The 21,882-nt window shown below is 61.2% G+C and carries 9 protein-coding genes and 1 pseudogene; 2 read left to right on the top strand and 8 right to left on the bottom strand.

The window, feature by feature from the left end; all coding sequences use genetic code 11:
• The first annotated feature begins 199 nt into the window (after positions 1-199).
• Positions 200-7,272: pseudogene (locus tag CRX69_RS28165) on the top strand (TcdA/TcdB pore-forming domain-containing protein).
• Positions 7,273-7,326: 54 nt separating this feature from the next.
• Here the strand turns inward: CRX69_RS28165 and CRX69_RS02630 are convergent.
• From CRX69_RS02630 to prmA, 8 genes are all read right to left on the bottom strand, one after another.
• Positions 7,327-7,923, bottom strand: a complete 597-nt coding sequence (locus CRX69_RS02630; RefSeq protein ID WP_047227382.1) for a MarC family protein — start codon at positions 7,921-7,923, stop codon at positions 7,327-7,329.
• A 63-nt stretch (positions 7,924-7,986) separates the two neighbouring features.
• The gene (locus CRX69_RS02635; protein WP_107321478.1) at positions 7,987-10,761 is read right to left on the bottom strand and encodes a hybrid sensor histidine kinase/response regulator; all 2,775 of its coding nucleotides are present in this window, start codon (positions 10,759-10,761) and stop codon (positions 7,987-7,989) included.
• Between the two features lie 99 nt (positions 10,762-10,860).
• Positions 10,861-12,156: a phosphoribosylamine--glycine ligase gene (purD, locus tag CRX69_RS02640; protein WP_047227384.1), complete on the bottom strand. Its 1,296-nt coding sequence runs from the start codon at positions 12,154-12,156 to the stop codon at positions 10,861-10,863.
• 189 nt (positions 12,157-12,345) lie between these two features.
• Positions 12,346-13,953: a bifunctional phosphoribosylaminoimidazolecarboxamide formyltransferase/IMP cyclohydrolase gene (gene purH / locus CRX69_RS02645; protein ID WP_047227385.1), complete on the bottom strand. Its 1,608-nt coding sequence runs from the start codon at positions 13,951-13,953 to the stop codon at positions 12,346-12,348.
• An 83-nt stretch (positions 13,954-14,036) separates the two neighbouring features.
• Positions 14,037-14,357, bottom strand: a complete 321-nt coding sequence (gene fis, locus CRX69_RS02650) for a DNA-binding transcriptional regulator Fis (protein ID WP_025211617.1) — start codon at positions 14,355-14,357, stop codon at positions 14,037-14,039.
• Positions 14,354-15,361, bottom strand: a complete 1,008-nt coding sequence (dusB, locus tag CRX69_RS02655) for a tRNA dihydrouridine synthase DusB (RefSeq protein ID WP_047227386.1) — start codon at positions 15,359-15,361, stop codon at positions 14,354-14,356. The genes fis and dusB overlap by 4 nt, the downstream gene beginning before the upstream one ends.
• A gap of 185 nt (positions 15,362-15,546) precedes the next feature.
• Complete coding sequence (locus CRX69_RS02660) at positions 15,547-16,785, bottom strand: DUF3426 domain-containing protein (RefSeq protein WP_107321479.1); 1,239 nt, start codon at positions 16,783-16,785, stop codon at positions 15,547-15,549.
• A gap of 30 nt (positions 16,786-16,815) precedes the next feature.
• Positions 16,816-17,694, bottom strand: a complete 879-nt coding sequence (gene prmA, locus CRX69_RS02665) for a 50S ribosomal protein L11 methyltransferase (protein WP_047227388.1) — start codon at positions 17,692-17,694, stop codon at positions 16,816-16,818.
• An 81-nt stretch (positions 17,695-17,775) separates the two neighbouring features.
• Between prmA and CRX69_RS02670 the strand changes: the two genes are divergently transcribed.
• Positions 17,776-21,861, top strand: coding sequence for a dermonecrotic toxin domain-containing protein (locus CRX69_RS02670; protein WP_240539581.1), 4,086 nt, complete (start codon positions 17,776-17,778; stop codon positions 21,859-21,861).
• The last annotated feature ends 21 nt before the right edge of the window (positions 21,862-21,882 follow it).

The following is a 21,882-nucleotide window of genomic DNA, read 5'->3' on the forward strand; positions in this document are numbered from 1 at the left end:
GGCCTGAGTGAACGCTGTTGTTGGGGCGCACTGGGGATGGCTGCTACTTATCTATTGCAGGAGAGAGCGCGCAACTTCTCCTGACAAGATTATTTCTTTGGATGACTTGATGCAGAGGCTGCCCGAGTGCTTGGAAGCGCTTGTCGGCGGTCATCGTGCAAGGCTGTCCTGTTATATACGATAAATGGAAGTATTGTTTATGAGTGAACCTGAGCGTTCATCGGCGGATGACTACGTCGATTTTGTGAGTTTGTTGAAACTAAAGGATCTTGAACAGGCCTTAATACCGTACAAGGGTTCGGAACAATATGATTCGGTGCTTCGGTATTACTTTGGTTGTATTGCCCTGTTGGATTCTGCGCGCATGTTGGAACCGTTGGGGCTGCTCAAGCAGGCGGTGGGAACCTTGCAGGGAAACAGCCGGCGCCGTCGTGCGCCGGAGCCGCTGAGCACCGATGGCGCCGGGCCTGCGAACCTGGCGCAGATACAAAACAAAATCGAGGGTTTCGAAGCGCGCCTGCACAACAGCTTCGAGCAGTTGAAACTACCCGCTACCGAAGTGCCGAAAAACCTGCATTTTGTCTGGCTTGGGGGCGGCGTCGGGGCGATTCAGCGTGATTACATCAATATCTGGAAAAAGGTGATGGGCCCGCAGGGCTATCGCCTCAGTCTCTGGTATGACAGCGACGCGCTGCTGGCCTATGAGACCAACCGGATCATTGTCGAAGCCGCGAAGGCCGATGCCATGCTCAATGGCGGGCAGGCCAGTGTCGATCCGTTGGAGTTGGGCGACCGTTATGAAGAACGCGCCATCGTCCTGAAGCAGCAGATGTATGCGCATATCACCAAGGTTGTGAAGAACGGCGGCAGTGCCGATGAGGCTCGAATCGATCTGCTGGTTCGCGCCTACGGCCAGGATAAGGCGCGGCTCAATACCCTGATGAACGATAACCGCCTCAGCCTCACGGCCTTGGCTGAGGGTTGCCTGAGCCTGCGCGACGTTGCCGCCGGTCAAGCACCCCTTCACTTGCGGGATATCTACGAGCGCGAGATCAGTCTGCGTGGCATGTTTGCCGGGGGCTCCGACATTGTGCGTGTCGAAGCCCTGTTCGCCGAAGGGGGCAGCTATGTCGATATCGATCACCTGCCGCCCTTGCTGGAGAAACTGGGGGAGGTGGACATTCGTGAGTTCAAGACCGACGCGCGCCTGGGGGTGTTGCAGTTGTTGCTTGATCGAAACCCGGATTGGATGCCCGGCCGTCAGGCATTGCGCAGCCAGTACACGGATTATCTCCACGCGATCCCGTCGCAGCATCGCGATGCGCTGGAGCGGTTCGCTAAAAGCCAGCCCGAGTTGAACCGCGTTTTTCGCCCGCCGGTGGAGCGTCTGGCGCGTCCGTACGAGCTGCGCGCCGTTGCCGCGCGAAACTCGTTGAGCAACGCTTTTTTGATGGGCCACCCTGGGGCGGCGATGCTCAAAACCGTGCTCGAGCGTTTCAGGCTCAACTATGAAATCGTCGATGCCACCGCGCGCCTGGCCGATGAGCAAAACGTTGCCCTTACCGATGCCCAGAGCATGATCGGCCTTGCGCGTCAGGCCGCAACGCAGGTTTTCGGTGCGTTTCACGAACTGTCGCCGGAAGCGGAAATGGCCGCGGCGTTTCTGGTGGAGGCGGCCGCCACTTACTACAGCGACGGTATCCGCCCCCAGAGCGAAGTGACGATCTACCTGACCGGCCCAGCCGCCATGCGCGAGGGGATGGCCGATTACCACCGGGCGCATTTCACCCCGCGAACCGCCGAGCAGTGGCGCGCGGAGGCGGCCATCGCCGCCGTCGGCAGCGTCAATGGGGCCACCGAGGAGGAGCTGGATCACTCCTGGAAGGAAAACGAAAGTGACACCGGGCAATGGCTCGTTAACGAGAAAAAACGCTGGCAAGAGGGCCGGTTCAAGGCTCGTTATGCCGGCGATATGGCCGAGCTGCTCAAATACCGTACGCTCCAGTTCGATGAAGGCTGGCCGGTGATCGAGGGGCGACATGTGTTGTCCACCGAGCTTTTGCAGCATCTTGCCGATGAGCTGGGTAAGCCGTTCATGCAGATGATGAGTCTGGGCCATGACGGGACGGTGATTTTCGACAAGGCGATACCGCTGGGTTTTGATGAACGTCAGTCGATCCTCGCCCAAAGCGCCAGTGCGTTGCCGCCAGCATCGTTGAGCGATCAGCAAACGCGCCGGTTGTCCGTCGTTGAGCTTCTGGAGCGCCTCGCCAAAGGTGATTTTGAAGTCGCTCAATTGAGTCCCCTGCAACGTCTGCTGCTGGGGGGCTTGACCGGTGCGACGGCCTTGGATAATCGCAGCTTCGATGCGGTACGCCCGCAGTTGGATAACCTGGCCAACAACGTCGCGAACCAGGGAAGCGCCGGCGGCTATGCAACGATCGAGCATGCGTTGTACCAACGTAAGGCGCCGGCTTTTCTGGCCGGGCTTGCCAGTGCGGCCGAGTATCCGCCAGGGCATGAGGAGACCGCCCTGGCCCTGAAGAAAAACGCCCTGGAGCAGCCTTTGACATTGCGCCAATGGGGCCAGCACGTCGCCCGGATCCGCCAGGTGGCGAAGCTTGAATACCGTGTCCGGGTCGTTGAACGCCTCGGTACTGTCCTGGACGATTTCGATGCCGACACAATCAAGCTTGTACCTCAGGATCTGCTGCTCCAGGGCGATGGCGACAGGGTGGGCGGACGTTGTTATCCCTTGGCCCTGGCAATGGCGGCAGCCTTGTCGCAGGACAAGGTTGCGTCAACACCTTGCGTGAGCGGTTCTACCTGGGGGTGATCGAGCCTCAGGCCAGTGATTCGCAGACGTTCCTCAACTGCGTGGAGTCGTTGCGCGACGTGCAGATCGGCGACGTCGGCCGTGGGTTGGCGCGCTCGGATCTGAATGCGGTGGTGGACATTCTGCAAGCCAGGACCACGACCAGCACGCTGATGCTCAACTCCGATAATCACGCCATGCTGGTGGCCAAGACCCTAGAGGGGGAGCGCAGTACGTATCACTTCTACGATCCGAACTTTGGCGTATTCGAGTTCCAGCAGGCGACACGCTTCAGGCAAGCCTTGGAGCAGTTCTTCCTTCAGCACGAGATGGCCAGTTATTACGCCGCGTATGGCGATGCGGCGCGCCCGACCTTCGATCTCATCGACCTGGACGGTGCCAAGGTGGCGAGCCTGGCATTGTCTGGTGCAATTGATGTTTCCAAACTGCTGCAACCCGGCGCGCTGCCCGGGCAGGCGCTGCGCCCGGTCAGGCAGCGCCTGGCCAATGCCCGGGGGCAGTCGCTGCAGAGTAATCCTCGACTGGGCAACTGTCTGCTGGCGCTGGATGGCCAGTGGTGGGGGCAACAGATCGCGCAGGCAACGGCCCATCTTCAGCAGGCGGGTCAATTGGCATCAGGCCTTGTGCCGTTGTTCGAAACCCTGGAGGTCATGTCGAACGGATCGTACCGCATAAGCCTGATCGATCCTGAGAGTCCCGAGCACCTGGTACGGGTCGTCACTGACGACCATCGACTCTTGCGTATAAAAAGCTACCTCTCGGAACGTTTTTCAGCCTTGGCCAATAAACCGTCCGTGCCCAGCGATCCCACCGAAGTGGGCAGCGTCCATACCCTGAACGCCGGTTTCGCCATACAGGCATTGATGAATGCATTGAGACGGCAGGAAGGGCCTGATCGCTCCCTGACGCTGGCGGTGCGCTTGCATGGCTATGTCAATTACGCGCAATTGGTTCACGGCAACGTGGTGGATATCGCGGGCCTGGTGGGGCTGGTGCGTCAGGCACTGGCTGAAGAAAAACTGATTGCCCGTACCGTCGCGCCAGTGGTGAAGGCGGCGGTGGGAAGCAGCGTGAGCGAAGCGACAGGGGGGCTGCTGCAACTGGCGAATGTCGGCTTCGACATCTATCAGTTGTCGACTGCCCGAAACGAAGTGGAACGCGCGCAGTTCGGCACCCAACTGGCGTTCGACTCGGCCGGTCTGGCGTTGTCGGTAGGCGCTTACGCCGCCGGTGCCACCACCGCCGGAGCGTTTCTGGGCGGCGCCGCGGTGATGCTGGGCGGGCTGGCGGTGGGGGTGGCCGCGCTGGCCCAGGGTTTCGCCACCATTGCTGAAGAAGCCAAGCAAGTCGGGCTTTTCTTCGATGAGGCTACAAAAGCTCATCTTCAGCCTTATCACTTTGATGCCCCCAGTGGGGCATGGCTGCCGCGTTCTTCGTTGATCGTTCAGACGCTGGACCTGACCCGCTCCGAGCTCGTGCTGGACAGCCCCAGGCTGTATCCGCTACGTGATCATTTCGGCGTGCCGACCTTTGATGACGATTACCGCCGGGCAATCGATATCCGTCGAGAGCTGAATCTGCCAGGTCGGGTCAAGTTCACGCCGCCGGCAGACCAGGTCGTCGTCCTGCCTTGCACACCGCAAACCTGTTATCGCTACGAGTACAAGGCGCTTCCCTTCGCGAGCCTGCGCCATGACACCGGTTTCGACACGGCCCGGCGTCTGGAAAAAAGGAAAGCGGATGGTGGCTGGCTGTTCCTGTTTTCGTTCTATTCGTTTCCCAGCGACTACATCCTCTACCGCATGGTGCCTGACTATCGGCCAACAGTGATCGATGTGTGGCTCGATTCCGTCGATCGCTCGCTGGGGGTGCCCGTTCTCCCTGCCGTCTGGCACGCAAAGGTAGCCTATCGGATTCGGGGTGCCGGAAAACGCTGCGCGTTGGGACTCAATCCCGGCGTGGGCCTGATCCTTGAGTCGGGGCCTGCGCAGAAGTCCAGTTGGGTATTGGACGCCCCTTGGGTCGGCGAGAGCGACATCCGTTTCGAGGGTTCAGGGAAACTGTTTATCGGTGAGCTCCAGGTGACGCTCACGGGAACGGGGAGCCATGAAATTGTGCTCAAGATCTCCGACAATCAAGTGTTTCAGGTTGAGCTGCAGGCGCGCAAACTCACCCTCGTCGAGCAGGATGTGCCACCGGGCATGAGTCGACAGGCGTTGCAGGGGCACCTCAAGACTCTGGCTCAAAAGCACCGCCTGGTGATGCCGTATACGGCGGTGCACCATTATCTGATTCCGTTCGAGGCACCGGACGAACCCCGCTACGTTACGGCCTGGTACGACGCGAAGGAGGACCGCTTCCTGTACATCCGTGACGATATGCCGGGTGTCGATGCCGCTGTGTTGGGGGCGGTGGCGGGTGCTTCCTGTTACTTCTACGACCCGCAGAACCTGATCATCTGGCAAGTCGACGCGGTGACCGGGCTGTTGAGCCATCGTTATTGGCTGTGGGGCGCAAGCAATGTCGCAAGCACCATCAAGCGCGTCGAGGTGGATGCACAGGGGGTGATTCATGTCGTTCAGCAAATCACCCGCAAGGATCAGGCCCGCGATGTTTTGGTTTATGTGATACATGAGGGGCAACTGCTGCTCAGTTCGATCACTCGGGACCTGGACCTGGCATTGGAGTCGGTCCTGAGTGCCAGCGAAACACTGGCCGACTGGTCGCTGATCCTTGGTAACGGCTACCCCTTTACCCCATCCGCCAGCGAAAAGGACAGCTTCATCACCGTCAACTGGCGGCCTGCCCCCTTTGTTTCGGTTTGCTGGAAGCCCGAGGCGCAGTGGCGGGACATGGCCTGGGTTCGCCGTAGCGATGACTTGATCATCCGTCCCTCACCCGGGCGCAACCATCACCGTGGCTGGGCCGACTCGATCAAGCACATGACTGACCTGACGTTGCTGACACCGGCGGGCGACAGCGATGTGTTTGTCATCTATGACCGGCTCAGACAGGAACTGTGTCGCAAGCAACGTACCGAGGTGGCGGGAAAGGGACACTGGTCCGAAACATGGATGCGCCCGCAGAAGCTGGAAAACGTCATGGCGGTTGACGGCGGCTACGTCGCCCTGACGTCAGAGGGCCTGTTCTTCAACCTGACGAGCCAGGGCAGACTGGCCTTGGGCGGTTTGAGTGAAGTGTGGCTCAAGGATCGGGCGCACTGGTGGTCCGCATTGGAGCCCTTGGCCCGGCAATACGCAACCGACAGCTTTGCCCTGATCGGCTTGACCCACTTGAACGGTGACGCGAGGTTGTGTGCCTGGTACGTCGGCAACCGATTGTTGCTGGCTGAATGGGGGCATGCAAAGCAAGTGCGCCTGCTCGGCGTTACCCCGGATAGCGAAGCGGCCTGGCTGTTCGATGTATCGAGTGGCGAAGTCTATCGCCAGGCATTCATCGATCCGCAGAAACTGGAGTCCGCTTTTGGCCAGGGTTCGCAGTTGCTGCAGGCTGATGCATTACCCGCCGCGGAGCGTGCATGGGCGCCCTGGCAGTTTGTCGAACTGACGGTCGAAGGAGTGGGGCTGCGTGGCGTGACATTCGAGGGCGTGGTGGTTGTGCTGCGAGACCGGGAGCCGGCGTTGATTACCGGCGTCACTCACGAATGGGTCGTCGCACAAGGTGGCCGGAAGCTCGAGGGCCTCAAACAGCTGGCGGCCCAGCCATTTCGCAGCGCACTGCTGTCAGTGGAGGAGCCCGGTAACCTGCAATGGTTCGTCGCCGAGACCGAGCGTGTGATTCGGGTTCCCAAGACGGTCATTCCAGAGTCCTTTGAACTATTGGGCACCCAGCAGCGGAGCAACGTGCTGCTTCATGAAAGCCGGAACGGAAAGCTGCTGACCTTGCCGGGTATGGAGCATCTTGGGCCACTCAGTTACATCCGGCGTGATGCCGAGGTTCTGGCTATTGAGGGCCAGATGAAGGTTGATGATCTTCTTGCGCTGATGCCGGACGATGTTACGACTCTGGTCCTGCGCATGGGACAAGGCGCGGTGAGTTACAGGTTGTCGAAAGCGGCCTGGTTGAGAGTCAAGTCGGTCATTCTCGATTGCCGGCACTCGCTGGGCAGCGCGCAGACAATCCCCGGTAAGTTGATCTGGGAGCACGATGAGCCTGACCAGTTGTTGCTGAGCCCCATCCATGAACATCTGGTGATCATCGACCCGAACAGTGGGCACAGTGTGATTTTTCGTGAAGTGTATGCGGCGGATGTCAACTTGCGCGGAGAAGTCGTGCTCAGCTTTGGAGGAAACCGGCATTACACCGTCTCGACACTGATTGAGCAGTTGGGTGCTTTGCAGAATGCCAGCAACGGTGTCGCGCTCAAAGAGTTGTCACACGTATCGTATGAGGAGGAAAGCAATCTGGTGAGTTGACCACGGTCCGATATTCTCGCTGGGGTCTTACGTCGCAAGCAGACCGCTGCTGTGTCAGGGCACCAGATAGCCTCTGACCCCGGTAAAGATGATCTGCGCGGCCAACGCGCAGACAAACAACCCCATCAGGCGGCTGACAATCTGTAAGCCCTGGTCACCGAGAATCCGCTCGATGCGGCTGGACAGGTAAAGCACCACGCCGACGGTAAAGCTGGCCAGGGCGATGCTGATGATGGCCATGAGTTTGTCGTCCCAGTGCGGCTGGCTCACGCCCATCACCAGCAGGGCACCAATGGTGCCGGGGCCGACCGTCAACGGAATGGTCAGCGGGACAATGGTCACGTCCTGCTGAACATTATCTGTCTGTACGGCTGATTTGCCTTGGGCCATGCCCAGCGCCGAAATGAACAGCACGCTGCCGGCGCCGATTCGGAACGCATCCACGGTGATGCCGAACACGCTGAAAATCACCCGTCCGAACAAATACAGCAATACGCTGGACACCAGCGTCGCGATCGCGACTTTCCAGGCCAGGCGCCGTTGTTCCTTGCGCGAGTAGCCGCGAGTCAGGCCGATAAAACATGACAGCACGAAGAAGGGGCTGTAGAGCACCAGCATCTTCAGATAAACGCTGAACAACACATGAAGCATGGTCGAGGCTCAAGGCGGAGAAAGACGTCGGGGAGTCTATCAGGCGTTTTGGTGTCTGTCGGCTCAGGACGTCTGCGCTGTACGATTCTGCTGGTCGCGCTGGGCCACCCAGTGTTCGATCAGCTCGCGCAGTTGCGACAGTTCCACCGGTTTGGCCATATGGCCGTCCATCCCGGCCTGACGGGCGCGTTCCTTGTGTTCGGCCAGGATGTGCGCGGTGAGCGCGACCACGGGGGTGCGGGTGCGCTGGTTACCCATTTCCCAGGCACGCAGTTGCTGGGTGGCGGAAAAGCCGTCGAGGATCGGCATTTCGCAGTCCATCAAGACCAGGTCGTAGCGCTGCTCCTTCATGGCCTTGAGGGCTTCCTCGCCGTTGCTGGCGGTATCGGGTTGCAGGTTGAGCTTGCCGAGCATGCCACGGATGACCTTGGTGGAAATGCTGTTGTCTTCGGCCACCAGGATGCGGAAGTCGCTGGGCACTTTTACCGGAACGACAGGACCGGCGCCCATCGGAATGCTCGGCGCCTGGCCTTTGTTGCGCTGGTTGAGTTCGTCCGCCAGGGTGGTCTTGAGGGTATAGCCGGCCACCGGTTTGGCGAGGATGCGCTTGACCCCGCTGTTGCGTGCCACGACCTTGCTCGGCGCGTTGCTGATGCCGGTGAGCATGATCAACAGGATGTCGTGATTCAGGCTCGGGTCTTCCTTGATCTTGGCCGCCAGTTGCATGCCGGTCATGCCGGGCATGTTCTGGTCCAGCAGCACCACGTCGAAGTAGTCCCGCAGGTGCGCCTTGGTGCGCAGCAGCGCCAGGGCTTCCTTGCCCGATGGTACGGCGCTGACGTTCAGGCCCCAGGCGCTGCATTGCTGCACGAGCACTTTGCGGCAGGTGTCATTGTCGTCGACGATCAACACCCGCGCCCCTTGCAGCGGACTGTCGAGGTCGGAAGTCGGATGTTCGAGGCGATCCGGGTCCAGGGGCAAGGTCAGCCACAAGGTACTGCCCTGGTTGCTGCCGCTTTTGATGCCGAACTCGCCGTGCATCAGCATGATCAATTGACGGGCGATGACCAGGCCTAGGTTGCCGCCCAGGCGGGTGGCCGAGAGGAAGTTCTTGCTGTGCAATTCGGCATGCATCAGCGTGTCGCGCTCTTCGGCGTCCATGGGTGTTCCGCTGTCCTGCACCGCGATGCGCAGGCGCGGCTGATTGCTGCGCTCGTCCAGCGCCACGACGATCAACACTTCGCCCTCGTCGGTTTTTTTCAGGGCGTTTTCCAGCAGGCTCAGTAGCGCCTGGCGCAACCGTGTCGGGTCACCGCTGATCACTCGCGGCACCTGGGGTTGGATAAAGCTGATCAGTTCGACATTCTGCTGTTCGGCCTTGGCGCGGAAGATACTCAGGCAGTCCTCGATCAGCGCATTGAGGTCGAACTGCACGTCGTCCAGTTCGATCTGCCCGGACTCCAGCCGGGAAATGTCGAGGATCTCGTTGATCAGGGTCAGCAGTTCGTTGCCGGCGCTGTGGATCGTCTGCACGTAATCGCGCTGCTTGACCGACAGCGGCGTGCCCAGCAGCAGTTCGGTCATGCCCAGTACGCCGTTCATCGGCGTACGGATTTCGTGGCTGATCTTGGCCAGGAACTCGGCCTTGGCATTGATCTCGGCATTGCTCGCCGCCAGGTCGCGGCTGATGCTGAAACGGCTCTCGTTGATCGAGCGCTGGCGCTCACCCAGGGCGACACTCATCAGCAGTCCGCTGACGCAGATGAACCCCAGCAGGGTGATGATCAGGCCCTGGGGAGCGACTTCCGTCAGCCCTTGCAGGGCCGGCAGGATGATCAGCGTGCCCAGGTTGAAAACCACCATGGCGGCGACAAACAGCCGTGCCGGGCGATAGCCCTTTTGCCAGTGCCAGGCGCTGACAAACAGCATGCTCAGGCCGGCCAGCGCGACCAGGGCATAGGTCATGATATTGAGCGGCAGTGTGTTCACGAACAACAGCAGCAGGCTGCAGAGCGTGATGAACACGATGTCTCCCAGCAGCAGCCGGTTCAACGGGTGCGGCCCCACGGGGGCGAAGAAGCGGTAGGCGAACATCAGGCCGCAGGGCGCGGTCAGCAGCAGGGCCAGATAGGCCCCCGGCGTCTGAATGGCCGGCCAGTCGGGCAGCCAGGCTCCAGCCAGGTTCAACAGCAGCACCAGGCTGAGCATCAACAACCCTTCGCAGGCCGCCAGCCACAGGCAACTGCGTGAGCGGGTATAGGCGTAGCGGGTCAGGTTGTGCAGGATCAGCATCGCGATGCAGCCGAACAGCAACCCGTAGATCAGCGTCTGGTTCTGGTTGGCCGCCGCCTGAATCGCCGTTTCCAGGGTGACATAGGGCCGCAGTTCGTGCCGGGACGCCAGGCGCAGGTAGACGTCCAGCTGTTTGTCGCTGCGCGGCAGGGCCAGCATGTAATCGCTGCTGGGCAGGGGCTGTTCGATACGGGGCAGGGCATCCCCGCCGACCTGTTGGTCCACCAGGGTATCGCCGTCCAGCACATAGAGGTTCAGGCGAGACAGGTCGGGTGCAAAGATGCGCAGTATTTGTTCATGTGGGTCGGGGGCCAGCCGGAAACGCAACCACAATGCCCCACCCGGCTCGGCGGCCTTCAGGCGGTCCAGGTCGATGGGGCTGAATTGATTGGTGTAGCGGGCAGAACGGATGTCGCTCAGCTTCAGGTCGCCCTGTTCGTCGAGCAATACCGCCCAGCCACTGCCTGGCGCGGCCTGGGCCGGGAGCGTGCAGAGCAGTGTCAGCAGGGTGACGGTTAAACCTATGGCAATCCTGAGCCAGCGCACGGCGAAATCCCTTCGTAGGTTGATGCCAGATTATAACTATGCGCGGCGCCGGAGCAGACAGGCAAGGGCCATGGGCGCTTGCCGGTCTGAATGGCCGGGTTATTCCAGATTTTCGCCACGCTCGCGGGCAATGGCACGGTAGCCAATGTCCTTGCGGTAGAAACAGCCTTCCCAGTCGATCTCGGCGGCAAGCTTGTAGGCCTGCTGCTGAGCCGCGTCGACACTGGACCCCATGGCGGTGGCGCAAAGTACGCGACCGCCGGCGGTGACCACCTGGCCATCCTTCAGCGCGGTCCCCGCATGGAAAACCTTGCCTTCCAGCCCGGCTGCAGCCTCCAGGCCTTGTATCGCATTACCTTTAGCGTAGTCGCCCGGATAACCCCCGGCTGCCAGTACCACACCGACGCTCGGACGCGGATCCCACTGGGCTTCGACCTTGTCCAGAGCCTGGGCCAGGGCCGCTTCGACCAGCAGCACCAGGCTCGATTGCAGGCGCAGCATCACCGGCTGGGTCTCAGGATCGCCGAAACGGCAGTTGAATTCGATGACTTTTGGGTTACCAGCCTTGTCGATCATCAGGCCGGCATACAGGAAGCCGGTGTAGACGTTGCCTTCCTCGGCCATGCCGCGCACGGTCGGCCAGATGACCTGGTCCATGACCCGCTGATGGACCTCGGTAGTGACCACCGGGGCAGGGGAGTAGGCACCCATGCCACCGGTGTTCGGGCCGCTGTCGCCATCGCCAACACGTTTGTGGTCCTGGCTGGTGGCCATTGGCAGGACGTTCTTGCCATCGACCATGACGATGAAGCTGGCTTCTTCGCCGTCGAGGAACTCTTCGATCACCACCCGGGAACCGGCGTCCCCGAAGGCATTGCCGGCCAGCATGTCGCGCACGGCGTCTTCGGCTTCGGCCAGGGTCATGGCTACGATCACGCCTTTACCGGCGGCCAGGCCGTCGGCCTTGATCACGATCGGCGCGCCTTTTTCGCGCAGGTAAGCCAGGGCCGGATCGATCTCGGTGAAGTTCTGGTAGTCGGCGGTCGGAATCTTGTGACGTGCCAGGAAATCCTTGGTAAAGGCTTTCGAGCCTTCCAGCTGTGCGGCTCCGGACGTCGGGCCGAAGCAGTCCAGGCCACGGGAACGGAACAGATCGACCACGCCGGCGACCAGCGGCACTTCCGGGCCGACGATGGTCAGTGAGACGTTCTTCTCGGCGAAGTCGGCCAGTTGTTCCAGGGCCAGCACGTCGATGGCGACGTTTTCGCATTTGGCTTCGATGGCGGTACCGGCATTGCCCGGTGCCACGAAAACCTTCTGCACACGCGGATCCTGAGCCACTTTCCAGGCCAGGGCGTGTTCACGGCCACCGCTGCCAATGATCAAAACATTCATTTCAAAAACCTCGGATGACGCTGATTCTGTTTGGAGCCTAGGGCGTTTTGCGCCATAGGAGGTCGCAATAGAAGTCGGTAGATGCAAGGCGGAGTCGACCTCGATGAGCGGAGTTGCCTTTTGGCAATGAGCATCATCGAGGTCGGCTCCAACGCAGCAGATGCCGGCTTCAGTGCGGCCGTTGTCTTGTTAGTGACGGAAGTGGCGCATGCCGGTGAATACCATGGCGATGCCGGCTTCATCAGCCGCGGCAATCACTTCAGCGTCACGCATCGAACCACCCGGCTGGATCACCGCAGTGATGCCGACCTTGGCCGCGTTGTCGATGCCGTCGCGGAACGGGAAGAACGCATCGGAGGCCATGACCGCGCCCTGTACCTGCAAACCGGCGTGTTCAGCCTTGATCGCGGCGATGCGGGCCGAGTTCACGCGGCTCATCTGGCCGGCGCCGACGCCGATGGTCTGGCGGTTCTTGGCGTAGACAATGGCGTTGGACTTGACGTACTTGGCGACTTTCCAGGCGAAGATCAAATCGTTGATTTCCTGCTCGCTTGGGGCGCGCTTGGTCACCACTTTCAAATCTTCGCTACCGATCATGCCTATGTCGCGACTTTGTACCAGCAGGCCGCCGTTGACACGCTTGTAGTCCCAGGCCGGCGCGCGGTCGGCCGACCATTGGCCGCAGGCCAGCAGGCGCACGTTGGCCTTGGCGGCGACGATGGCACGGGCTTCTTCGCTGACCGAAGGGGCGATGATCACTTCGACGAACTGACGCTCGACGATGGCCTTGGCGGTTTCGGCGTCCAGTTCACGGTTGAAGGCGATGATGCCGCCGAAGGCCGATTCGGTGTCGGTGGCGTAGGCCAGTTCGTAGGCCTGGCGGATGCCGCCCTCGGCGTCCGGGCTGACGGCCACGCCGCACGGGTTGGCGTGCTTGACGATCACGCAGGCGGGCTTGACGAAGCTCTTGACGCATTCCAGCGCCGCATCGGTGTCGGCCACGTTGTTGAACGACAGTTCCTTGCCTTGCAACTGGGTGGCGGTGGCGATACCGACTTCGGCCGGCTTGGCTTCCACGTAGAACGCCGCGCTCTGGTGCGGGTTCTCGCCGTAGCGCATTTCCTGGGCCTTGATGAACTGGGTGTTGAAGGTGCGTGGGAATTCGCTTCGGCCTTCGGTCGACAGGGTTTCAGCGGCCTGGTTCACGGTGCCCATGTAGTTGGCGATCATGCCGTCGTAGGCGGCGGTGTGTTCAAAGGCCTTGAGCATCAGGTCGAAACGCTGGGCGTAGGTCAGGCCACCGGCCTTGAGGTTTTCCAGCACGCTGGCGTAGTCACTGGCGTTGACCACGATGGCCACGTCTTTGTGGTTCTTGGCCGCCGAGCGGACCATGGTCGGGCCGCCGATGTCGATGTTTTCAATGGCGGTCGGCAGGTCGCAACCTGGCTTGTTGATGGTGGCTTCGAACGGGTAGAGGTTGACGGCCACCAGGTCGATCGGCTTGATGCCGTGCTCGTTCATGATGGCGTCGTCGATGCCGCGACGACCCAGGATCCCGCCGTGGATCTTCGGGTGCAGGGTCTTGACCCGACCGTCCATCATTTCCGCAAAACCGGTGTAGTCCGCGACTTCCACTGCGGCGACGCCATTGTCCTGCAGCAGCTTGAAGGTCCCACCGGTGGAGAGGATCTCGACGCCCAGCTGTTGCAGTTCGCGGGCGAATTCGAGGATCCCGGTCTTGTCGGAAACGCTGATCAAGGCGCGGCGGATCGGCAGGCGGGTGGTCTGGTCGGTCATTTCAATTTCCATCAAAAGCAAGGGAAGTCAGCAAAAAAGGCGACCGTTTTTTACGCGGGCGCCTTTCTGGTTTGATTGAATGCTTACAGCAGATCGTACTGCTTGAGTTTCTTGCGCAGGGTGCCGCGGTTCAGGCCCAGCAGCTCACTGGCCTTGGTCTGGTTGCCCTTGACGTAGTTCATCACGCTCTCGAGCAGAGGTGCCTCGACTTCCGAAAGCACCAGGTTGTACACATCCGTGACGGCAGCGCCCTCAAGGTGGGCGAAATAATTGTGCAGCGCCTTCTCGACACTCCCGCGAAGGGTCTGACCTTCTTCGCTGGGCGTATTGAGGTGCTGTTTCAAATTTACGTTGTCGCTCACGGGTGTTATTCCACTCACTAAAGTCTCGGTCATCATCGTCATGCGGCCACCCCTTCGTCCCCTGTCAGGCTCTTGTAACGCTCAGCGAAGAACGCCTGAACGTCGGCGCATTGTGCTTGCGTACCATCCAAACGATTGAAACGGGCGCGAAACTCCCTGGCGCCCGGCAGGGTTGCGAGATACCAGCCCACATGCTTGCGAGCGATGCGTACACCCATGACTTCTCCGTAGAAGGCATGCAGCGCGGCCAGATGCTCTAGCAGAATACGTTCCACCTCGGACAGTTGCGGCGCAGCGAGCTTTTCGCCGGTGCGCAGGAAGTGTTCGATTTCACGAAAAATCCATGGCCGCCCCTGGGCAGCCCGGCCGATCAACAACCCGTCGGCACCCGTCGCGTCCAGCACGTACCGGGCCTTTTCGGGCGAGTCGACATCGCCGTTGGCAAAGACCGGCATCGACACCGCCTGCTTAATCGCGGCAATGGTGTCGTACTCGGCCTCGCCGGTGTACAGGTCGGCACGGGTGCGGCCATGCACCGCCAACGCCGTAATGCCTGCCTGTTCGGCGATCTTGGCCACCGTCAGGCCGTTCTTGTTCTCCCGGTCCCACCCGGTGCGGATCTTCAGGGTCACCGGCACATCGACTGCGGCGACGACCGCCTGCAGGATCTCGGTGACCAGCGCTTCATCCTTCAACAGTGCCGAGCCTGCAGCCTTGTTGCAGACCTTCTTCGCCGGACAGCCCATGTTGATGTCGATGATCTGTGCGCCCAGCTCGACATTGGCCCGGGCCGCCTGCGCCAGCATCTGGGCATCGCCACCGGCGATCTGCACCGAGCGGGGCTCGGGATCGCCTTCGTGGATCATGCGCAGACGCGATTTGCGGGTGTTCCACAAACTCATGTCGCTGCTGACCATTTCCGAAACTACAAGCCCGGCGCCCAGTCGCTTGCACAGCTGACGAAAGGGCTGGTCGGTGACGCCCGCCATAGGGGCGAGAACCAGGCCGTTCTGTAATGTATATGGGCCGATGCGTACCGCCGACATAGGACTTCCCTGAAGTGGGGCCGGATCATGAGACTTCGAAAAAGGGTTGGCATGATACCCGCTCTCGATGACTGGATAAAGGTCGAATTGGATAAAATCTGAACAGCTATTTTGTTATCGCCAGCGGTTTGGTTCGGGTGCGCTGAGTCAGAAAGCTGCCGCCAATCGCCCGGCCCTGGTGTGCATCACTCTGGTGAATGAAAGCTCAGGCTGTAGTTCACCGCTTTAGGTCCCGGGTCGAGGATATCCAGGGCAATATGAATGGGCGTCTGCGGCGGCATTTCCCCCAGGCCTTCGACATCGCCGCCCAGATATTCACCGGGCTTGAAACGGCGACTGGCGATCAGATGCCCGTTGAGGTCGGCGAAACGCAGCTCCAGCAGCGGGAAAGGCTGGGAGAACGGCGCACGGTTGTAGATGATTGCGTCCACCACCAGGGCGCCGCTGAACTCCGGATGGCTGCGCACCACCAGGTTGCTGCTTTTGATTTTGCCGATGTCGACCTTGGACGGCACGTCGCAGCCGATGGTCGGGCAAATCTGCAGGAACCACGGGCGATACTGATCCTGACGGGCCAGTTCTTCGAAGTGGTAGGCGATGTACTGGCCGGCCAGGGCCGCGGCGGCGAACAGGATCAACAGGCCCCACAGCAAACGCCGGCCCCAGGGCGAGCGACGCTTGCGCCAGTCCAGTTGCAGCGGATCGTCATCCAGGTCCTGAAGGGCCTCGGCGCGTAATCCGGGTTCATGGCGCTCGCGTGCCTTGCGCGTCGGCACCGCTTGCAACGGTGCTTCGTCGTGATCATCGTGATCATCGCTGGCAGACAGACTTTCCAGGTGTTCGTGGGGCTCGTCGTCCGGCTCCAGGCGTAGCGGGGTGACCGGCTCGTCGTCCGGTTCCAGCGGTTCCAGGGTCAGGGGCAAGGACGGTTCGGTGCGCGGTGGGCGGGCCGGTTCATGGGGCTCGAACGGTTCGACCGGGGTTTGTAGGGCCGTTTCGTCGCGCTCGCTGGCGGATTCGCTGTACAGGCTGTCGGACCAAGGCTCCTGATCGTTCGAGAGCGGGTCGCGTTGCGCGCTCAGGTTGTCTTCACGACGTCGGCCGAAGGTATCCGGCGCACGCTTGTCACGCCGCTCCAGTCGAGCCAGTTCCTTGTCCAGATCATCGAGGTCCAGCTCGGCGGCGGTCCATTGCTTCTGGCTGATCGCACGGGGCGGGGATTCGGCGGCGGGCGTCTTGATTGGCGGTGCCAGGGGCGTGACGGTTTCCTTGGCAGTGTGCTGTTCCAGCAATTGCCGTGCGGCATTGAACACTTGCAGGCACGAGCCACAGCGAACCACCCCGCGGGCCACGCTCAATTGAGTATGGCTGACGCGAAAACTGGTGTGGCAATGCGGGCACTGGGTGACGAAACTGTCAGTCATGCGGCAATCCGGTTGATACAGGCGGCCATTCTAGCGCCGACGACCGGTGATGCGCACCCAGCCATCGCGATTGGCGATGGGGTCCAGATCAAAGTCCGCGGCATAGGCCGCAGCGACTTCTTCACCCTGTTCGGCCAGGATGCCCGACAGCGCCAGGCGTCCGCCCGGCTTGACCAGGCTCGACAACTGCGGCGCCAGGGACACCAGCGGACCGGCCAGGATGTTGGCCACCAGTACGTCGGCCTGAACCTGTGGCAGGTCTTGCGGCAAGTACAGGGGGAACAGCTCTGGGGCAATGTTGTTGCGCCCGGCGTTGTCGCGGGAGGCTTCCAGGGCCTGGACGTCGATGTCGGTGCCGACCGCTTCCTTGGCGCCCAACAGCAGCGCGGCAATGGCCAGGATCCCCGAGCCGCAGCCGAAGTCGAGCACGTTACAGTCTTTAAGGTCCTGGCCGTCGAGCCATTCCAGGCACAGCGCGGTGGTCGGGTGCGTGCCAGTGCCGAACGCCAGCCCTGGGTCCAGCAGCAGGTTCACCGCATCCGGCTGCGGCGCGGCATGCCAGCTCGGCACGATCCACAGGCGCTGACCGAAGCGCATCGGCTGGAAGTTATCCATCCAGCTGCGTTCCCAATCCTGGTCTTCGATCACTTCGCTGTGATGCTCGGGCAACGGGCTGCCGGTGAGCAGCTCCAGATGTGCCAGCACGCTGGCCGGCTCGGTGCCACCTTCGAAAAGGGCCAGCAGGTGAGTGTGGGACCATAACGGCGTGGTATTGAGTTCCGGCTCGAAGATCGGCTGGTCTTCGGCGTCCATGAAGGTTACCGATACGGCGCCTACTTCAAGAAACGCGTCTTCGTAGGTTTCGGCTTGTTCCGGGCTGATGGCCAGACGTACTTGCAGCCAAGGCATGGCGGGCACCTTTGGAAAAAAATCTACAGGAGGCAGCGCAGGGCTGCAAAGGCGCGCAGTGTACGCCAGGTCGCCATCAAAGTGGATAAGCGAGTCTCGTGCCGCCGGCGTGGTGTTTCGATATATATATGTATGACATGGGGGCAATGCAGGACGGATAAGGTGCGGGTCCACACAACAGGGAGGAATGTGATGGACAACACTGCCGAACGGCACAGCAACACGAGCGGCGCGGGGACGGTCTCTTCCCCGCAGGCGGAAACAGCACAAGTCATTCTGGAGAAGTTGGCACGTTGGCAGGCGGCTATCGACCAGCGATTACACGCTCAGATGCCCTTGCTGGAGGTGCTGGAAGAGTACCTGCTGGTCCAACTGCGCACCCATTATTACCAGGGCAACATCGATCCATACTTCATCGGCACCCTGCTCGGTGCGGTGCTGCAACGGATGATCGACCAGACGCCGATGGCTTTTGATGAAGAACAGGATGCTCCTTACCGCTGGCCCGGCGGGACTGATCCGGGGTTTGCGGCTGAGCGTCGGGAAGTCATCGTGCAGGTGGTGGAAGCAAGCGCTGCGGGCTTTACCCATCACTACAAAGACTATCTGCAACGTCACTGGCGCATGGCCGGGAGCGACGCCTCTCTTGAGGAGGTGGTCAAGCACAGGCTCGCTGAATACCTGGCCCGGATCGATAGGATTTTCCAGCCGGAGCAACTGGCGGGGGTGGACGTCGATGAGCTGAGGGAGAAGCTTGAAAACCTTCAGGCGCACTGGCGTCTCACAAACCAGATCACCTCGTTGGCAACCGCTCAGGAACGGCGGAGTCTTCAGGCAATCGCTGGGGGGCAATTGCCTGGCTGGCTGAAGGCGCTGAGTGAAGTCGAGCGTAAACAGTTGAAGGCTTTTGAGGCACGGACCTCGCAGGCGCAGGCGCTGGTGGATGAGCTGCTCGACGGCCTGGGCTCGCTGCAGGCGTTTGCCCGGCGGCTGGCCAGGGACTATGTCAGGCGTGAACTGGACATGGAAGTCGAGCCTGACGGCATTCGAGTGCAGTTGCAGTGGCGAGGGATCATTGACCAGCCGGTGCAGACCCATAGCCTGAGCGAATTGCTGGCGGCAGGTCCGATAAGATCGGACGCCATATCGTTGTTCCTGGTGGAAAATGGCGCCATGCTGCGCAACCAGCCTCTTTCGCCGGCGTTCATTACCCAACTGCTGGCAGACGTGGATGCCCCCGCTGGGTATGGGGCAGCATTGGTCAGCCAATATGGCCGGGCAGACCTGAAGGACGCCATGCTCGATTGGTTCGTGGCGCGCCTGGAGCAAAGCGCGTTCGTGGCGCGTTGTGCGGGCCATTTGAAGGTGAGCCATCACGAGGCGCTCAAAACCTTATGGGCGAACGAGACGTCGGCGCAATCGGCCAGTGCCTGGCGTGTGGCCTGCCTTGCGCTTCCAAACGCACTGAAGTGTTCCGATCTTCTGTTGTTTTACCGCGAGGACCGGTCGGGCGAGGTCAGTGATCTGCTGTTGTATGCCCCCGGTAAGCCAGATGGGCAGGAGTGGATCGAGTTGCCCTCGCTTCGGTCCGTGAATGCAGAGATAGGCGCCTGGATTGAAAGCCAGGCGGGTCGCGAATACCTATTGCAACAACTCTCTGCCGCCGGGCGTGATGTGGCTCGGGAGTACTTTGCCGGCGTGGCGGACAAGCCGGTGGCATGGGATCTGAACAAAGACCTCAGGAGCACTGCGATGGCCTTCAAAGCCTGCCTTGAGGCGTCTGTTGCAATGGGCCTGGCCAACAACCTGGCGCAGGTGGAGCAGGACGAATCGCCCCAGTGGTACGCGGCCCTGCCGCTTGACTCCCGACGCATCATCAGCAGCTTGAGCCAGGAGCTCCTGGTTCATCAGCAGGTCTTCAACGAGCAGATCGCCGGCTATGAGGTCTTTGTGGACTTCGCCAAACGTACCGTCACCCAAGCCATCGCACCGTACATGCGTAGCAAGGGGGTGCAGGAACCGGTCGATCCTGCCACGGTGCTCATCGACTACACACCCGGTCTGGCGAGTGGCAAGACCCAGGTTGCCAGCTTGCTGGAGCTGGCCATCCATGGGTATGACGACAACTCGGGCATCGACAACCCCAGAAAAGGCGTGCGCTCATCGATCGGGCAGGACCTGGGGCAGGTTCGCAGTGCGGAGCTGGCGACCTACATCCGGCGGGCCTACGTGGGCGAGCAGTATGCGCGGCAGATCCGCGCCAGGTTCCTCGATGCCAGCGCTGCCGAATACACCAAGCGGCGCAATGCCTACCGCAACCTGTTGCTGACCCGGATGGATCGCGACCTGCGGATCGCGACGGGCAAGTCCTTGTTGAACGCCCGTGAGTTCTGGTGGCTCACCCGGCAAATCACGCTGCTGAGTGAGTCGACGCCGGTGACCGGCTCAGTGAGTTCGCAGGCAGTGGTGCAGCGCGAAGGTCTGATCCGGTTTACCGTCGGCGGTCATGTGGTATTGGGCGTCTATGTCTTTGCCTACTTTGATCCCAAAGGCGCCTATTGGCTGTACACGCCCGACGCTCCCGACGGCGTCACATTTCGCCCATACCAGGACTTCCCCGGGGCGGTCGCCGCACGCCTGCGTGATTACGTACTGGAGCGGGTGGCCGTTGGTGCTCGTGCCGCGGTAAGGCGCTCGCTGACGGCTTTGGCGACCACGACCCGTGGCCTCGAAGTATTGCGCGAATTCAATCGGGTAATGGATATCTCGTCGCAGTTCGATGCCTACATCGAGCGTGCTGTCACGGACGTGGAAGATGTCACGAAAAGTCGCGGCGAGGTGATCAGGGATCAGGTGCTCAAGGGCCTGCTCTTCGCCTCCGCGCCGGTGTGCATGGTTTACCCGCCCTTTGCCCTGTTGCTGGATGCCGGCTTCATTGCCCTCAGTTCCAGGCAGGCGATCGAGGCGCATGGGCAGGGCGACACGGATCGCGCCCTCGGCCATTGGCTGCAAGCGACCTGGGGCGCGTTGTTCGGCATGCTTGGGGCAATGAGCATGACCCGGCTGCTCGGTCAGGCTGTCAGGAGTCTGAAGCTCGCCGTAAGGCCCATGTCCTTGGCCGCTCAGCGCCTGAGGCAGGTGACATCAGTCGCTGCCAGGGAGGGCGGGCCGCTGATCCAGCCGATCCGTTTCGATCCGAAACAGGCGGTCAGGGAAACGCCGAAGAATTTGCAGCAGGTGACCGAGGGGGCTTTCAAAGGCACCTATCTCAGCCCGTCCAGCGCTACGCAGCCGCGAAATGCTTTCTACATACTCGACAAGGGCAGGTACTACCAGGTGAGGGGGAATATCTACTTCGATGGTCTGTGCCTGGTGGATGCCCGTTATCCCGGCGCCTTTTACAAACCGCCTGTGTACAGGATGGCGAATGGCAAGTGGGCGCGTAAACCCGTTGGAATGAGTGGCGGCAATGATGATGTGCGTAACCTTGGGCGAGTGAGCGATCTTCGCGAAGCGTTTCCCGGGCATGTCTTCCCGGACGTGGCGCGGGGCGCGTTGCAGGGCGAGGCGGTGGTCGCCAGGTTCAGCGAGACGGCGGCAGACAACTATCTGTTCTCCCTGAACGCCCAGACATGCGTGATCGCTTCGTTGTACAACCCGACCACCAAGGTCGGGGCGGTCATTCATTTCGATCACAACATCCGCGCACTGATCGAGCGCAGTGTTCGCGACGTGAAGCAGCGTTTGGGAGGGGCAGCGAAGGATATTCGCGCCATTCTGGTGGGCGGCGATTGGCTGACAGGCGCTGATATTGGCGAGCCGGTCAGATCGGTGATGAGGCGCCAGGGGCTGCAGCCAACCTGGGATCACTGGTCGTATTCTTCCTGCTTCGGTAATACCTATGGTGTGTCGCTGGATCTGCGCACTGGGGTGACGTCGGTGTTCAAGACATCACAGAGTCAGGTTGAGCGCTACTACATACCGGTGCTGGCGAGGGCGAAACAGAGTTCCGACCCGGTGTCGGTGCGTGCGCGTGGGTTCATGACGCGCTTGCGTAGTGAGCCGTTGGTAGCCAATGCCAATGGTGGCGTTCGCACCCTGCAGGGCAGGGCGGCGACGAGGGCGCAGATCGAAGCACAGGCACTCCCTACGGTAGCGCTGAGCTGAGTCATTCGCCGCCATTGTGAA

The organism is Pseudomonas rhizophila, from assembly GCF_003033885.1.
GTDB classification, from domain to species: domain Bacteria; phylum Pseudomonadota; class Gammaproteobacteria; order Pseudomonadales; family Pseudomonadaceae; genus Aquipseudomonas; species Aquipseudomonas rhizophila.

What these genes read in the sequence shown, in the direction of transcription:
- prmA (WP_047227388.1), bottom strand. Translation starts at nt 17,694, where the DNA reads ATGCCTTGGCTGCAAGTACGTCTGGCCATCAGCCCGGAACAAGCCGAA.
- purD (WP_047227384.1), bottom strand. Translation starts at nt 12,156, where the DNA reads ATGAATGTTTTGATCATTGGCAGCGGTGGCCGTGAACACGCCCTGGCC.
- CRX69_RS02660 (WP_107321479.1), bottom strand. Translation starts at nt 16,785, where the DNA reads ATGACTGACAGTTTCGTCACCCAGTGCCCGCATTGCCACACCAGTTTT.
- dusB (WP_047227386.1), bottom strand. Translation starts at nt 15,361, where the DNA reads ATGTCGGCGGTACGCATCGGCCCATATACATTACAGAACGGCCTGGTT.
- CRX69_RS02630 (WP_047227382.1), bottom strand. Translation starts at nt 7,923, where the DNA reads ATGCTTCATGTGTTGTTCAGCGTTTATCTGAAGATGCTGGTGCTCTAC.
- purH (WP_047227385.1), bottom strand. Translation starts at nt 13,953, where the DNA reads ATGACCGACCAGACCACCCGCCTGCCGATCCGCCGCGCCTTGATCAGC.
- fis (WP_025211617.1), bottom strand. Translation starts at nt 14,357, where the DNA reads ATGACGATGATGACCGAGACTTTAGTGAGTGGAATAACACCCGTGAGC.